Origin of the sequence: Hyalangium minutum (genome assembly GCF_000737315.1) — a bacterium.
GTDB classification, from domain to species: Bacteria; Myxococcota; Myxococcia; order Myxococcales; family Myxococcaceae; genus Hyalangium; species Hyalangium minutum.
Window position 1 is genome coordinate 189,672 of the sequence record NZ_JMCB01000023.1, and the last position, 14,441, is coordinate 204,112.

10 protein-coding genes are annotated in these 14,441 nt (G+C 69.8%); 4 read left to right on the forward strand and 6 right to left on the reverse strand.

The features are described from left to right. The first annotated feature begins 29 nt into the window (after window positions 1–29). The 3 genes from DB31_RS39370 to DB31_RS45680 all read left to right on the forward strand — a co-directional run bounded on the left by DB31_RS39370 (window position 30) and on the right by DB31_RS45680 (window position 5,581). Window positions 30–1,256 (forward strand): hypothetical protein, encoded by a 1,227-nt coding sequence (locus DB31_RS39370; protein WP_044197958.1) that lies wholly within the window; start codon window positions 30–32, stop codon window positions 1,254–1,256. A gap of 150 nt (window positions 1,257–1,406) precedes the next feature. Then, the gene (locus DB31_RS39375) at window positions 1,407–2,474 is read left to right on the forward strand and encodes a glycosyltransferase family 4 protein (protein ID WP_083969163.1); all 1,068 of its coding nucleotides are present in this window, start codon (window positions 1,407–1,409) and stop codon (window positions 2,472–2,474) included. 5 nt (window positions 2,475–2,479) lie between these two features. Beyond that, complete coding sequence (locus DB31_RS45680) at window positions 2,480–5,581, forward strand: protein kinase domain-containing protein (RefSeq protein ID WP_052420602.1); 3,102 nt, start codon at window positions 2,480–2,482, stop codon at window positions 5,579–5,581. Window positions 5,582–5,583: 2 nt separating this feature from the next. Here the strand turns inward: DB31_RS45680 and DB31_RS50110 are convergent, their stop codons facing one another. Both DB31_RS50110 and DB31_RS39390 read right to left on the reverse strand, forming a co-directional pair. Next, window positions 5,584–5,907 carry a hypothetical protein gene (locus DB31_RS50110; RefSeq protein ID WP_052420603.1) on the reverse strand — a complete coding sequence of 108 codons (324 nt, stop codon included), beginning with the start codon at window positions 5,905–5,907 and terminating at the stop codon, window positions 5,584–5,586. A gap of 100 nt (window positions 5,908–6,007) precedes the next feature. After that, a complete protein-coding gene (locus DB31_RS39390) occupies window positions 6,008–7,222 on the reverse strand; it encodes an O-antigen ligase family protein (RefSeq protein ID WP_276203686.1) in 1,215 nt (404 codons plus the stop codon). Between the two features lie 189 nt (window positions 7,223–7,411). Between DB31_RS39390 and DB31_RS39395 the strand changes: the two genes are divergently transcribed. Then, complete coding sequence (locus DB31_RS39395) at window positions 7,412–8,146, forward strand: alpha/beta hydrolase (RefSeq protein ID WP_044197966.1); 735 nt, start codon at window positions 7,412–7,414, stop codon at window positions 8,144–8,146. Window positions 8,147–8,154: 8 nt separating this feature from the next. Here the strand turns inward: DB31_RS39395 and DB31_RS39400 are convergent, their stop codons facing one another. From DB31_RS39400 to DB31_RS39415, 4 genes are read right to left on the reverse strand one after another with little or no spacing between them, the layout of a single operon-like run. Continuing rightward, entirely contained in the window at window positions 8,155–9,279 is a 1,125-nt protein-coding gene (locus DB31_RS39400) for an LptF/LptG family permease (RefSeq protein ID WP_044198068.1), read from the reverse strand. Next, window positions 9,276–10,388: an LptF/LptG family permease gene (locus DB31_RS39405; RefSeq protein ID WP_044197968.1), complete on the reverse strand. Its 1,113-nt coding sequence runs from the start codon at window positions 10,386–10,388 to the stop codon at window positions 9,276–9,278. The genes DB31_RS39400 and DB31_RS39405 overlap by 4 nt, the downstream gene beginning before the upstream one ends. Further along, entirely contained in the window at window positions 10,385–11,644 is a 1,260-nt protein-coding gene (purD, locus tag DB31_RS39410) for a phosphoribosylamine--glycine ligase (RefSeq protein WP_044197970.1), read from the reverse strand. Before purD ends, DB31_RS39405 begins: the two co-directional genes overlap by 4 nt. A gap of 1 nt (window position 11,645) precedes the next feature. Continuing rightward, window positions 11,646–14,441, reverse strand: coding sequence for a tetratricopeptide repeat protein (locus DB31_RS39415; protein ID WP_044197972.1), 2,796 nt, complete (start codon window positions 14,439–14,441; stop codon window positions 11,646–11,648).

The following is a 14,441-nucleotide window of genomic DNA, read 5'->3' on the forward strand; positions in this document are numbered from 1 at the left end:
TCACCTGATCCGCCTCTGGGACTCTCTCCATGACCCGACCGTCTCGTGTTCTCGTAGCCTGTCTCGCGCTGTTCGCCTCGACCTCCGCGCTCGCCGTGGAGCTCAACTACAAGTGGAAGAAGGGCGACACCCACCGCTTCAGCTACGAGGACGACACCACATTCGAGATGGCCGGAGCCGCCGGGATGCCCGGCATGGCCGGCATGCCTGGGATGGCCGGCATGGGCGCCGGCATGAAGATGAAGCTCATCTCCACCTTCACCGAGAAGGTGCTCAAGGTCCGGCCCGATGGCTCCGCGGACATCGAGCTCACCGTCAACAAGCTCGACTTCTACCAGGGCGGCTCCAAGGTCGCCTCCATCGCCAACATCCCGCCCGCCGCCCGTGTCGTGAAGGCCGAGGTCGATCGCAAGGGCCGTGCGAAGTTCTATCGGATGGTCACTGTCTACATGCGCGACAACCAGATGTACCTCGGTGTCCACAATGCGCACGCCGGTCCAAACGGCGCCTCGATGTCCGCATCCGACGGCAATCAGCAGGTGGATGTGGTCGCCTCCGTCGACCCGAAGACGGGCAAGCTCACCGCCTCCATGAAGGTCACCGAGCGCCCCCCCGCGCTCAAGAAGGTATCCATTAAGGAGGAGGACCCCGGCGTTGACGTCCTCCCGAAGCAGATCTTCGAGATGATGGTGCTCCCCGAGGGCAGCATGGAGCCCGGCCAGCGCATCGACGTGGCCATGCCCTTGGGCACTCTGAACGTGGAGATGGCCGCGCTCAAGGGAACCGTCGCCGAGCTGCGCACCCAGATGAACAGCAGCGCCGCCGTGGCCAGTCCGGCCGAGTCCTCCGCCCCGGGCCGCGGCAAGGGCCGCAAGAACGCTGCCTCTCCCCCGCCGTCCAATGATGAGGATCAGTCGCTGGGCGGCGCGGACGTCGAGGACGACGGCTCGCACACGGCCGAGCCCACCATGGGCGGCATGAACATGGGTGGCATGAACATGGGTGGCATGAACATGGGCGGCATGAACATGGGTGGCATGAACATGGGCGGAGCCCCCGGTGGCGCGTCCCCGTCCGAGGGCGGCATGGCGGCCGGCATGAAGATGGACGTGGATGTCACCGCCGGGTTCGACGTCGCCGCGGGCAGGCTGCTGTCCCTCACTGGCACCCTGTCCTCCGACATGGGCATGGGCGGCATGGAGGGGATGGGCGGCAGCAAGGTGAACTCGCGCGTCACCCTCAAGCGCATTCCCTGAGCCACCCCTCTGTCACGCGGCCAGCGGACCTACGAACCGCAGCCGAGGCCCCTCGCGTGATTTTTTCCGGGGATTTCCCGCCTCCAGATCCCGCCTGGACGCCGTGTGTGCTACGCCGGGGGAGTGGCACGCATCCTCATTGACTTGCGCATGGTCCGCGGCCGGCTGCACGGGATCGCCCGCTATGCCCTGGAGCTGGCGCGACGGCTGCCCGCGCTCGCGCCGGACCTGGACTTCCACGGGCTCACGGCGCCTGAAGGCCTGCCCACCGGGTTGGGGGCCCTGACGCCCGCCATTCCCCTGCACCGCGCCCGCGCCAGCTTCCTCGCCCCCGTGTGGGAGCAACCGGCCCTGCTCGCGGATCTCGTGGAGCTCTCGCCGGATCTCTTCCACGCCACCTCGTTCTCGCTGCCTGGGCTGTGGACGGGGAAGCTCGTGGCCACGCTCCACGATGCCAACCACCTGGCGCTGCCGGAGAACTACAGCCCCGTCCACACGCTCTATTACCGGATCATCGTCGGCCCTCGCGCCCGCCGCGCCGCCGCGCTGCTCACCGTGTCCGAGTTCTCCCGCGAGGAGCTGGCCCGATACCTCCACCTGAACCCCTACCGGTTCCAGGTCATCGCTGCCGGCGTGGACTCGGGCTTCCAGCCACCCACTCCCGTCCAGGCCCGGGACTTCCGCCAGCGGCACCACCTGCCGGAGCGCTACCTCGCAGCGGTGGGCAACACGAAGGCCCACAAGAACCTCGGGCTGCTGGCGAAGCTCGCGCCGCAGTTGCCCGTTCCCATCGTGCTGCTCGCGGGCAAGGGGGCTGCCCAGGAGCTCGGATTCCCCGACACCACCGTGGAGCTGGCGGAACTGCCCGAGGAGGAGATGCCCCTCTTCTATGGCGCTGCGCACGCGTTGCTGCTGCCCTCCCGCTACGAGGGCTTCGGCCTGCCCGTGCTGGAGGCCATGGCGGCGGGCTGTCCCGTCCTCTCCTCGAATGTCTCGGCGCTCCCCGAGGTGACCGGCGAGGCGGCGCTGCTGCTGCCTCCGGAGGACGTGCAGGCGTGGACCGATGCAACCCTGCGCCTGCTGCGGGACGACCGGCTGCACCGGACTCTGGTCGAGAAGGGCCTCGAGCGAGCCGAGCGCTACACCTGGGACGCCTGCGCCACGCGCACCCTCGCCGTCTACCGGCGGGTCCTCGAGAAGTCCTCCTCGGGCCGGTGACGACGATGCCGTCTTCACCCCCGAGCTCCCCGTCGAATCCCCTCACGGCCACCTGCGTGAAGGCGCACGAGGTAGAGCTCTTCCACCAGGGCCAGCTCCCAGCCGAGCGCCGGCAGCGGATCACTGAGCACCTCCCGGGCTGCCCGCGGTGCCAGGCCTTGCTGCCCGAGGTCTCCCAACAGGCCCAGGGTTCCGTCTCCGCGTCGCGCACGGTGGATGACCCGACCCAGCCTCAGCGCGTCCGGGTGCGGCCCGTGACCCAGAACCTGCCGCCTGCCCCGGCTCGCTCCGAGGCGCCCCCTGTGCACGGAGCCAACGCGCCACCCGAGCAACCCTCGGCACCGGCCTCGGCGGGCTTCGCCCCGGGCGTTCGCATCGGCCGCTACGTCGTCGATCGCGTGCTGGGCCAGGGAGGAATGGGCGCGGTCTACCTCGCGCACGATCCCGAGCTGGACCGCCGCGTGGCCATCAAGCTGTTGCACCCGGCCTTGTCGAACCCAGAGAACCGGGCACGCCTCCTGCGCGAGGCCCAAGCCATGGCGCGCGTGCACCATGCCCACGTGGTGACGGTGCACGACGTCGTCACCTGGGAAGACCAGCTCTTCGTCGCCATGGAGTACGTGGAGGGGGACACGCTCCGCGAGTGGATGCAAACCCGGCGCTCGCTTCATCAAATCCTGGAGCTGTTCCGCAAGGCCGGCGAGGGTCTGGGCGCCGCCCACGCCGCAGGTCTCATCCACCGCGACTTCAAGCCCGGCAACGTGCTCATCGGCGTGGACGGCTCGGTGCAGGTGTCGGACTTCGGGCTGGCGCGCTCGGCGAACGCGGCGGCCGAGCCTGAGCCCTCCGCCCCCGAGCCCGCTCCCGCCCCACCTGCGGCGCTGCTCCAGCAGGAGCTGACGGAGACGGGCCTGTTGATGGGCACGCTGGGCTACATGGCGCCCGAGCAGATGCTGCTCAAGCCCATCGACGCGCGAAGCGATCAGTTCAGCTTCTGCGTCACGCTCTACGAGGCCCTCTACGGCGTGCGTCCCTTCCAGGGCAAGGACGCGACCGCGCTGGTCCAGGTCATCTACAATCGGACCTTCCAGGCACAGCGGAGCCGGCTCCGCGTACCGGGCCACATCCGCGAGGTGGTGCTGCGAGGCCTGAGCCCGCTGCCCGAGGAACGCTTTCCCAGCATGGAGGCACTGCTGGCGGCGCTGCACCAGAAGCCGGAGGAAGATGAGTCCTCGCGGGTCCGGCTCCGGCGGCGGATGCTCCGAGGCGTGGCGCTGGGCATGCTGGCCACGGGGCTCGTGGCGGCGGTGGCCACCACCCAGGCATGGCGCAGCTTCGAGGAGCGAGCCCAAGGACTGCTGCTCACGTCCCGTCCAAAGCCGTGGAACCCGGACGTGTTCATCCTCGCGGTGGATCAGCCCACCCTCCGCCAGATGGGGTGGCCCATCTCCCGCTTCAAGCAGGCGCGCATGCTGGAGGCCCTGGAGCGCGCGGGCGTGGCGGCGGTGGGAATCGACGCCTTCCTCTTCTCGCCCGCGAGAGAAGGACCCGAGGCGGACATCGCGTTCGCCCAGGTAATGAACCGCTACGGCCGGACGGTCCTTGCGGTGCCCTGCACCGCGGACGACGGCATCGATCTGGAGCAGCTCGCCCAGCAGGTGGGCCCCTCGTCGCTGCCCGAGGGCCCCTCGCCCCGCTTCCGCTGCAGCCGCGTCATCGTCCCAGTGGATCCCCTGAGACAGAGCGCGCTAATGGCCCAGGTGGAGGTGGCCCGCTCCGCCTCCGGCAACGTCCGAGGCGCCTACGTGCTGGCCGAGGTCGCGGGCCGCTCACTGCCGGGGCTCGGGCTGACGACGTACCTGCTCGGCCAGGGACTGAAGCCTGACACCGACCTGATCCAGGAGGCAGGCGGGGTGCGCGTCGGCACCATGCATGTCCCGCTGAACCCGGAGGGCGCTGTCCTCACGAGCTTCCGTCTGCCGGATCCGGATCATTTCCTGTCATACGGCGCGCTGTATGCCACGCTGAGCGAATCGGATCCCCCCACCCTGCCGCCCGATGTGGTGGAGGTGCTGAAGGGCCGGTACATCCTCTTCGGTCAGACGGCGGAGAGCATCCGGGACCTGGGGCCCTTCGCCAACGGCAAGCAGTACCCCCTGGTGCTCCTGCACGCCGCGCTCTTGAGCGATCTGATCGAGCAGCACCCGATTCGCGAGGTGCCGCGCTGGATGGAGCTCGCGCTCATCCTCTTCTGTGGCGCCCTCCTCACGGCGGCGGCGCTGGTGCTCCGGCCCACCCTCACCTTTGGCGCCGTGCTGCTGGTGCTGATCGGCATCCTGGGAGGCACGCTGCTGCTGGCCAAGGGCGGCTGGGTGGCCGCGCCTCTGGGGCCCATGGCGGCCTCGGTGCTGGCGTTCGCGCTGGTGCTGGCGGGACGGCTCTCCGCCGAGGAGCGCGCGCGCTCACGGGTGCGCAGCGCCTTCGATGGCTACGTGGACGAAACCGAACTCGGGAGGCTCCTGGCGGACGCGGAGCACCCGGCGCTGCTCCAGGGCGCGCAGAAGCACCTCACCGTGCTCCAGGCCCAGGTCCAGTCCCCTCCGGGAGGAGCAGAGCGGCAGCCTCCCGAGGAGCGCATCCTGCACCTGCGTCAGGCCTTCCAGGTGATGACGGAGGAGGTGGTGCGGCGCAAGGGGCGCGTCGAGACCCTGCGCGGCAACGGGCTGCTGGCGGTGTTTGGAGACCCTCTCGCCCTGCCCGATCACGCGCCGCGCGCAGTGGAGGCGGCGCAGGCCATCCAGTCCCGTCTGGAGGCGCTGCAGCGGACCTCGGACGAGGGCCTCGGGCTGGAGACACGCGTCGGCATCGCCACGGGTGAGGCCGTCATCGGCAACGTGGGTCTGCAGGGCGGGAAGATGGAATACGCCGTCATCGGAAGGCCACTTGAACGAGCCCTGGAACTGGCACGTCAGGCCTCCACGGGACAGATCCTCGTCTCAGCAGCCACCCGTGAGGCGTGCGCGAGCCGCTTCGGCTTCGGCCTCATTCAGGAGAGCGGCGAGACAGAGCCAGGCTTCGTGCTCCAACGCCCCAGAGCTCCGTTCTAGCGTCAGGGCGCAGAGTGCCTGTCCCCGCTCGAACCGCCCGGGTTGAAGCCGCCACCCGGGTTGGGGGCCGACTGGGGCGCGTCCGACGTGCCGCCGGGGTTGTACCCGTTGCTATTGCCGTAGGCCGAGAGCGAGCCGCCGCGCAGCGTCCACTCCGTCTTCTGGGTCTCCTGGCCGGGGTTGCCCACACTCGGGCTGCCCGCGAGTGACTCCGAGCCGCCCCCGAAGAGGCCTCGAATGTTGTCGCCGAAGAGGCCCACCACGCCGATACACCCGATCCCCACGAGGAACACAATGACGACGACCTCGGTCAGACTGTGGCCCAAGGCCTGGCGTCCGGGTCTTCGCGTGGCGGAAGTGGCCATGGAAACCAACGTAACCAGATTTTCACTGGAAGTGTAGGTCTTTCTCGTTTTCGTCGGTCCGTCAACGCTCGCTGCCCGAACACAAGCCCAGTCCCCAGATGAGGGCGAAAGACAGGTGCACGCTGGGGTGGAACGGCAGGTAGTGCACCAACGAAAGAATGTGGAAGCCGCCGAAGGAGAGCAGCGCCCCCGTGGCGGCGAGCGAGCCCGCGCGGTGCCTTCGCACGAGCGCTCGGGCCAGCAGCAGGTGGACGGAGAGCAGCAGCCCCAGACCCACGAGCCCGGTCTCCGCCCACGTGGTGAGCCACAGGTTGTGCGAGTCCGTGGCCAGCAGATCCGTGATGCCCGTCTCGGACTGGGTGGCCAGGGCCGCGGGCTTGTGGTTGCCGAAGCCCACGCCCAGCAGCGGGTGCTCCTTCACCAGCCGCCAGCCCACCGACATGGCCAGGGTCCGCTCACCGCCGAAGAGGTTCTCGACGGCCTTGCCCATGCGCTCGCGCCACGCGGGTGTCACCACCACGAGCGCCGCGAGCACAGCCGCCACGGCCAGCCCCACCTTCCGAGGTGTCCCGTGGCTGAGCAGCAGCAGCGCCAGCACGCACACGGCGAACCCCGTCAGCAGGGCCGCGCGAGCGAAGGCCGCGTAAGGAACGAGCAGCAGCGCGCCCACCACCGCCCCGGCCAGCACCCGGTGCCAGGCCACCCTGCCCCGGGCCAGCACGGACAGCGCAGGCCCCAGCATGGCGATGGCTCCATGAGAGAAGCGCAGGCGGTGGAAGAGGAAGCCTCCGGCCGCATAGCGCGGCTCCTGCTCCGTGCCGAAGTTCTCGTGCAGCCGGGACAGGTTCAGCTTCAGGAAGGCGGGCGGCTCCCAGTTCCAGAGGACGAAGTGCTGGAAGAGCCCCACGGCCGAGGCCAGCAGCCACCCTCCCGCCATCAGCGCCGCGAGCAGCGCCCAGGGCACACCCACCGTTCCGATGGACGCCACCGCAGCGCCCGCCACCGTGTCGAGCGCCTGCCCGTAGCGCGCGGTGCGAGGCCAGCGCTCCGCCACTCCCGTCATGAGCGCCAGGGCGGGCGAGAGGAGCTGCCATACCGTCAGCGCCACCGAAGCGCGCACGTAGGCGCGCACATCCGGCTCGAGGCTCAAGGTCTTGCGGAAGAACAGCACCAGCGCCAGGAGCACGGCCGCGCTCGCGGCAACCTGCTGGAGGCCCTCGGCGAGGACAGTGCCCAGAATCCATCCAGCCAGGACGACAGTGACAGCTCGGCGCAACGCTCTCTCCCACTCAGACGAGGCTCCCACCGGCAGCGCCCGCGGAGAACCTGTCGGACAAGCAGACTCCTCTCATGGGAGCTGCGCCGGCCGACGGTCCTTCCGCCCATCATGTGGGCACCGTCTCACAGGTGGCAAGCACCTCCGTTGTAGAGCCACCCGTGCCACCCTCTAGAATCGAGCCCACCTATGGCCGACGAGTACCGTTTCTGGGTGGATGGACGCATTCCCGTGCTCAAGCTGCACCACGAGCCTCGCCCGGGCCCTGCTGTCGTCGTGCTGCACGGGCTCGGAGTGGATGCGAACACCCAGCGCCACGAGCTGAACACGATCGCGGACTGGGGAATGACCGCCGTGGGCGTGGATGCCCCGCACCACGGCGCGCGCTACGACGGGTACCTCGACGAGATGCGCGCCCAGGACGCCTCCGGGTACCACGAGCGCCTGTTGCGCCTCATCCTCGAGTCCGCGCCGGACGTCTCCCGCGTCATCGACCATCTGCTCTACGAGGGCCATGGACCTATCGGGCTCGCAGGCATCTCGCTCGGCGCATACACAGCGCTGGCCGTCGCGGCCGGGGACTCACGGGTGCGGGCCACGGTGTCCGTGCTGGGCTCGCCGGACTGGACGCCCCGCGAGGCCCCTATGACGCACGCGATCTGGGAGCTCATGCAGCACGCACCGGTCCACCGTCCGCAGGAGCTCGCGCGGAGTCCTCTGCTCTTCCTGAACGCGGGGCGCGATCACCTGGTGCCGCCCCACTGGGCCCGGGACTTCACCTGGCGCGTGCGCGAACACCTCCCCTGGCTGGGCCAGCATGTCGACTTCGTCGAGTATCCGGAGTCGGACCACTTCGTACGCTCCGAGGACTGGAGCGACATGTGGTGGCGCGCGATGAACTTCCTGCGCTGGAACCTCTCCTGAGCAACGGACTACGGCGTGGTGCTCGCCAGCGCCCGCCGCCGAGGCCACTGCAGCAACCCCTCGCGACGCATCCAGAGCCCCCCAGCCGCCAAGCTCAGCACGACCGCCGGCAGCCACGCCGCCACACCGGGTGACAGCCGCTCCGTCATCACCAGCGTCCGGCACACCACCATCAGGCCCCACATCGCCACGGCGATGAGCAGGCCCTCGACGATCGCCGCCGTCAGGTGTCCCCTCCGATTTGGCCGCAGCGCCAAACCCACCGCGAGCAACGCCGCCGGGAAGCCCGCCATCGGGTAGGCAAACCGGTTGTGCAGCGTCAGCTGATACTGAAGCGAGGCCAGCCCCAGCTCCGCGCGCGCGACGATCTGCTCGCGAAGCTCGGCGGAGCGCATCTGCTCCGGGCGTCCCGGACGGATTCGGAACGAGTTCGACGGCACACCCAGGTCGTACTCGCCCTCCTCCTTGTTCTGAACCTGGGTCCGTCCATCCGGCGAGAACGTGCGCTCCACGATGCCCGTAAGCCGCCACCGCGTCCCCTTCACCGGGTACATGGCCTCCGCGTCCAGCCGGCGCGCGAGCTTGAACGAGGGCGTCAGGGTCAGGATGGCCACGTCCCGGAACCCTTCCTCGGCGCTGCCCGCGCGCAGGAAGAAGACATGCTCGCCGCGCCGGAACCACTGCTTTGGCGTGTAGTAGAGCCGCCAGTCTCCCCACCGGTTGAAGCGCTGGGTGGTGATCTCATCCACGCGCCGGCTGGCCCTCACCACCACCTGCTCGTCGAAGGAGATGAGCCCCAGGCACACCGCCATCGCGCACAGGCCAATGGGCACGTAGAGCGCCCCGGGCCCGAACGTCAGCGCGCGCAGGGCCGTCACCTCTCCTCGCTTGCGGAGCGCGGACACCGACACTCCCGCAGCCAGGAGCAGCGCAGCCGGGCCCAACTGCTGCGTGGCCACCAGGGCCTTGTTCGCATACAGCTCCAGCACGCCCCACACCCAGCCCTCACCGGTGTAGGAGCGGGCGCGGTCCACGAAGTCCACCACCAGGAACACCGTCAGCACGGCGGCGAGGATGCCCACCACGGACTTCAGGTACGTGCGCATCACGTAGAAGAAGAGCGTGGTCCTCACCGCACCGTCCCCGAGCGGCTCACCCGCCACATCGCAAACACACCGATCACGACGAAGATGACGTTGGTCAGCTGCCCCGCCACCACCACCGGCAGCTTGCCCTGCTGGCCCATCTGCTCGAAGGCGCGGCTCAGCAGGTAGAAGAGCACGTACCCGCTCAGCGTCAGCAGGTAGCCCCACGCCCGCCCCGCCTGCCGCCGCCCGATGGCCAGCGGCGTCGCCAGCAGCGCGAAGGCCAGGGGCGCCAGCGCATTGCCCAGCCGGTTGTGGAGCGACATGAGGAACGGGCGCGGATCGCCACCGCTCTTCTCGGCCTCCTCCGCCGCGAGGAGCAGCTCCCCGGGCGTCATCTCCTCCTTGGGCGAGCGGAACCGGTTCTTGCGGTTCACCGAGCCACCCAGGCCCACGGAGATCTCCCCCTGCTCGAAGCGCAGCAGGCTGTAGTCGGACGTGGAGCGGTTGGCGCGGTGCACCTCGCCCTCCTTCAGCGACAGCCGCAGTCCCTCCTCGCCTCCGCCCGTGGTCAGCCGCCCCGTCTGGGCCAGCACCAGCAGCGGCGAGGACGGCTCGCGATCATCATGCAGCAGCACGTGCGTCCATCGCTCGCCCTTGCCCTCCACACGCTCCGCGTAGAGCGTCAGGTCGCTCAGGTCCTCGTAGAAGACGCCGGACTTCACGTCCCCCGCCACGTTCTTCTTGATGACGTCGGCGACCAGATCCCTCACTGCGGACATGCCCCACGGCTCGCCCGTGAAGGTCAGCAACAGCATGAGCCCGGCCAGCAACGCGCCGATGGCCAGCGGGCCCGCCAGAAGCTGCGTGGGACTGATGCCCAAGGCCTGGAGCGCCACCAGCTCCCGGTCCTCGCTCAGCCGCCCCAGCCCGAGCAGGATGGCCAGCAGGAACGCGATGGGCAGCGCCATCACCAGGAAGTGCGGCGCCAGATAGAGGATGAGCTGCCCGATGTCCCCGAGCGTCACCGCCGAGCCCAGCAGCACCTCGGTGCCGCGAAGGAACTGCATCACGAAGAGCAGCAGGAACAGGAACGCCACCCACACCACCAGGGGGACGATCAGCTCCTTCAGCAGGTAGCGCGCGAGCAGCTTCACGGGGCTGCGCGCAGCCCTCGCGCGCCAATGTCCCGGCGGAAGTGCATGCCCTCGAAGCGCAGTCCCGAGATGGCGGCGTAGGCACGCTCCCGCGCCTCCACCAGATCCTTGCCGCGAGCGCACACCGTCATCACACGGCCACCCGAGGTGAGCAGAGCCCCGTCCTTCTCATCCACCCCCGCCAGGAAGACCGAAGCCCCCGAGGGCACGGCCTCCAATCCCTGGATGCGTTGGCCGCGCCGAGGCGTCTCCGGATAGCCCTCGGCCGCCAGCACCACGCCCACCGAGGCCCCCGGCGCCAGCGTCAGCGGCCGCGGCTCCAGCCGGCCGCGCGCACAGGCGTCCAGCAGCGGCAGCAGATCCTCCCCCAGCTGGAGCATCAGCACCTGCGTCTCCGGATCTCCGAAGCGCGCGTTGAACTCCAGCACCTTGGGCCCATTGCGCGTCAGCATCAGCCCCGCGTAGAGCGCGCCCTTGAACGGAGCTCCACGCTTGCGCATCACCTCGAGCATGGGCGCAATGACGCGCTCGCCCACCTGCGCCAGCGCCTCGGGAGAGAAGAACGGCACCGGGCAGTACGCGCCCATGCCGCCCGTGTTGGGGCCCGTGTCCCCCTCACCCACCCGCTTGTGGTCCTGCGCGGGAGGCAGCAGCACGTACCGCTCCCCATCGCACAGGGCGATGACGGAGACCTCCTCGCCCTCGAGCAGTTCCTCCAGCACCATCCGCTGGCCCGCGGTGCCCATGGCCGCCACAGCGCGCACCGCCGCCCGCGCTGACTCCGCATCCGGTGCGACGATGACGCCCTTGCCCGAGGCCAGGCCATCCGCCTTCACGACGATGCGCCCCTGCGCCACGGCGTAGGCCTCGGCCGCCGCCACGTCCGTGAAGACCTGGAAGTCCGCCGTGGGCACACCGGCCTCGGCCATGACCTCCTTGGCGAAAGCCTTGGAGCCCTCCAGCCGGGCTGCGGCCGCCACGGGCCCGAAGCACGGAATCCCCTCCGCCGCGAGCGCATCCGCCACGCCTGCGACCAGCGGGGCCTCGGGCCCGACGACGACGAGATCCACCCGCTCCTGCCGGGCCAGTGCCGCCACCGCGTCTGGGGCATCCGCCTTCAGCGGGACGTTGCGCCCCAGCTTCGCGGTGCCCGGATTCCCAGGGCCACACAGCAAGGCCGAGAGCTGGGGGCTCTGTGCCAGCTTCCATGCGAGCGCGTGCTCGCGGCCCCCCGAGCCGAGGAGAAGAACCCGCACATCACCCCCGTTGATCCGTGATGAAGAGCAACCGCTTGGCGGACAGGTAAGAGGAGTCCAGCCCCAACACCTTCAAGAGCCGCGCCTGGGCCGCCTCCTTATTAGAGGCCACCTCCAGCTCGGCCAGCTTCACCTCGGCCGACAGCAGCGCGGGGGCCAGGTTGAGTGCGTCACGCAGCGAGCGCTTGGCGGGCTCCACCTGCTTGGATGCGACCAGGGCCAGCCCGTTGGCCAGGTGTGCGATCGGCATCTGCCGTCCCGCCGCCACTGCCCGCGTGGCGAAGGTGCGCGCCTTGGCCGCGTCACCCCGCTGCAGCGACAGCAGCGCCATGTAAGCCGCTGCGCCCGCGTTGCTGGGATCCAGCTCCAGCACGGCCTTGAGCTCGCGCTCCGCGCCCGCGCGATCGCCCAGGTGGAAGAGCAGGAGCCCCTCGTACAGCGGCCCGGAGACGTCCTCCCGGCTGGTCGACAGCACCTCCACGGAGCCGTTCATCCCGGCCAGCGTCTCACCCGGGCGCACGAAGTAGAGGGTCGTCACCGGCCGCGGGTTGAGCCGCTCGGGATCCGACTGAAGCACCTGGAAGAAGGTCCGGAACGCATCATCCCGGTGGCCGGCCTGGGCGGCGGCGATCGCGGACAACAGCAGCGCGTCATGGCGGCGCGAGTCCAGCTTCACGGCCTCCTGGAAGAGCGCCTGGGCCTCGGCGGGCTTCTTCTCCGCCAGCCGCACCCGGCCTTCGAGCAGCTTCTCGAGCGAAGGGTCCTCGATCTTGCCTTGGATGGCGGGGAGATTCGCGGCGGCCTTCGCGGCATCGCCGCGCGCCAGGGCGGCCAGCAGCAGTTGCAGGTGACCCGCTGCCAGATCCTTCACGAGCCCCACGGCCTCCTCGGCCGCCTTCACCCCGGCGTCCATATTGCCCGCCATGCGCTCGGCGGCCGAGAGGTGCACGAGGATCTCGGCGATGTCCCGATCCGAGTACTTCTGACGGTTCCGCAGCAGCGCCCGCAGATCCCGGACCGCAACCGGGGCGTTGCCATCCACCTGGTAGCGCATCACGGCCAGGGCCAGCAGCAGCCGCACGTTCTGAGGTTGGGCCTTCACGCGAGCCTCGAAGAGCTTGCGCGCCTGCTCCACCTCACCGACCTCCAGGTAGATGCGAGCCATGGTGGACAGGCTGTCCCAGTGCTCCGGATCCTTCTCCAGGCGCGACTTGAGCGCCGCGATGGCCAGCGAGTAGGAGCCCGCGGCCTCATTGGCGAGGGCCCGATGGTACTCCACGCGCTGGAGCGTGGGATTCAGGGCGAGCGCATCGTCGAAGTGCTGGTTGGCCAGTCCTCCCGATGTCTTCACATACGCGCGGCCGAGCACCAGGTGCGCCTCGGCCTTCTCCTGATCGATGCCCTTGCCGAGCGCCTCCTCCGCGAGAGCTCGGGCCTGCTCCACCAGCGGGGCGTCGTTGGGGCGGCACAGCAGCAGGTTGGCGTGCGCCAGCAGCAGCGCGGGCGTGCGGCCCGCACGCTCCTCGGAGGCCTCGACGAGCGAAAGCGCCTCGTCAAAGGTGGCCTTGTCGACGGTGGTGCCGCGCCCCAGTGCAACCGCCTGGACATAGCCAGCGATGGCCGCATCACTGCGCGGCTCGATCAACAGGGCCTGCTGGAAGGACTCCTCCGCCTCCGCGTAGGCGGAGCGCTGGTCCTTGGCGAGCAGCTTGGCGCCCTCCTCCAGGCGCTCCACGCTGCTGCCGGCGAGATCGAGGTGCTTCAGCTCCCAACGCGGCAACACGGCCTTGATCGCTGGGGGGATGGGAGCCGGAGCGGGCGGCAGCGCGGGCTGCGCGATCGTCTCAGCCTCGGGCTTCATCACCAGGAAGTAGTACCCAGCCCCTCCGCCCACGGCGAGCAACAGCACCACCACCAGGACGGCCTTGAGGATGCCTCCCGCGCCCGAGCCCGCGGTGCGCATCTTCAACGGCTGCGCGGACTGCGGCCCGGATACTCCCGAGGTAGCGGACCGAGGTGGAGAGGAGCGGACACCGCTGCGAGGCTCGAGCGTCAGCGCCGGCGCCTCCGAGGCGACACCGGACATGTCGATGGACTCGAGCGGAGGCAAATCGAAGTTCACCGCCGAGGACGACCGCTCCGGGGCAGCAGCAGCCTCCGGAGGCGGCTCCTGAGGAGGCGCTGCCTGCTTGTTCCGGCAGTCCTCGCAGGTTCCGATCGCCTGATCAAAAGGATCGGGGAGCGGATTGCCGCACTCGCGGCACGAGGCGGGGGCCTGAACCGGCGCCGGAGCGGGAGCAGGCGCGGGAGGCGGAGGCCGGAAGGACTGGGGAGCGGGCCCAGCCGCGGCGGCCATGCTCGGGTTCGTGACACGGCGCGGCGCTTCCGCCACGGGAGGAGGCGGGGCCTCCGGAGGCGGCCCGAGGAAGTCGAGGAGGGGATCCCCGCTCCCCTGGGGCGGCTCGGCGACGGGCGGAGGGGACATGATCCCATCGAACAGGGGATCCGGCGGCAGCGAAGCGGTCTCCGGCGCGGTCAGATCGTTGAAGAGATCCGCCGCCAGCGCGGAGCTACCGGCCGTGGGGTGAGAAGGAGAAGCAGCGCGAGGCGCGGACTGAGGAGCGGCGCGAGGCGCAGGCGCTGCGGGCGCGACGGGTTCGGGAGGAGGGCCTACGGCCTCCCGCTTGACGAGCTGAAGGTGACGGCATCGGGGGCACTGCGCACGAACCCCCTTCGGCGAGATCAGCCGATCATCAATCGCGTAGGCAGCCGCACATTTTTGGCAGACGATCCGCAT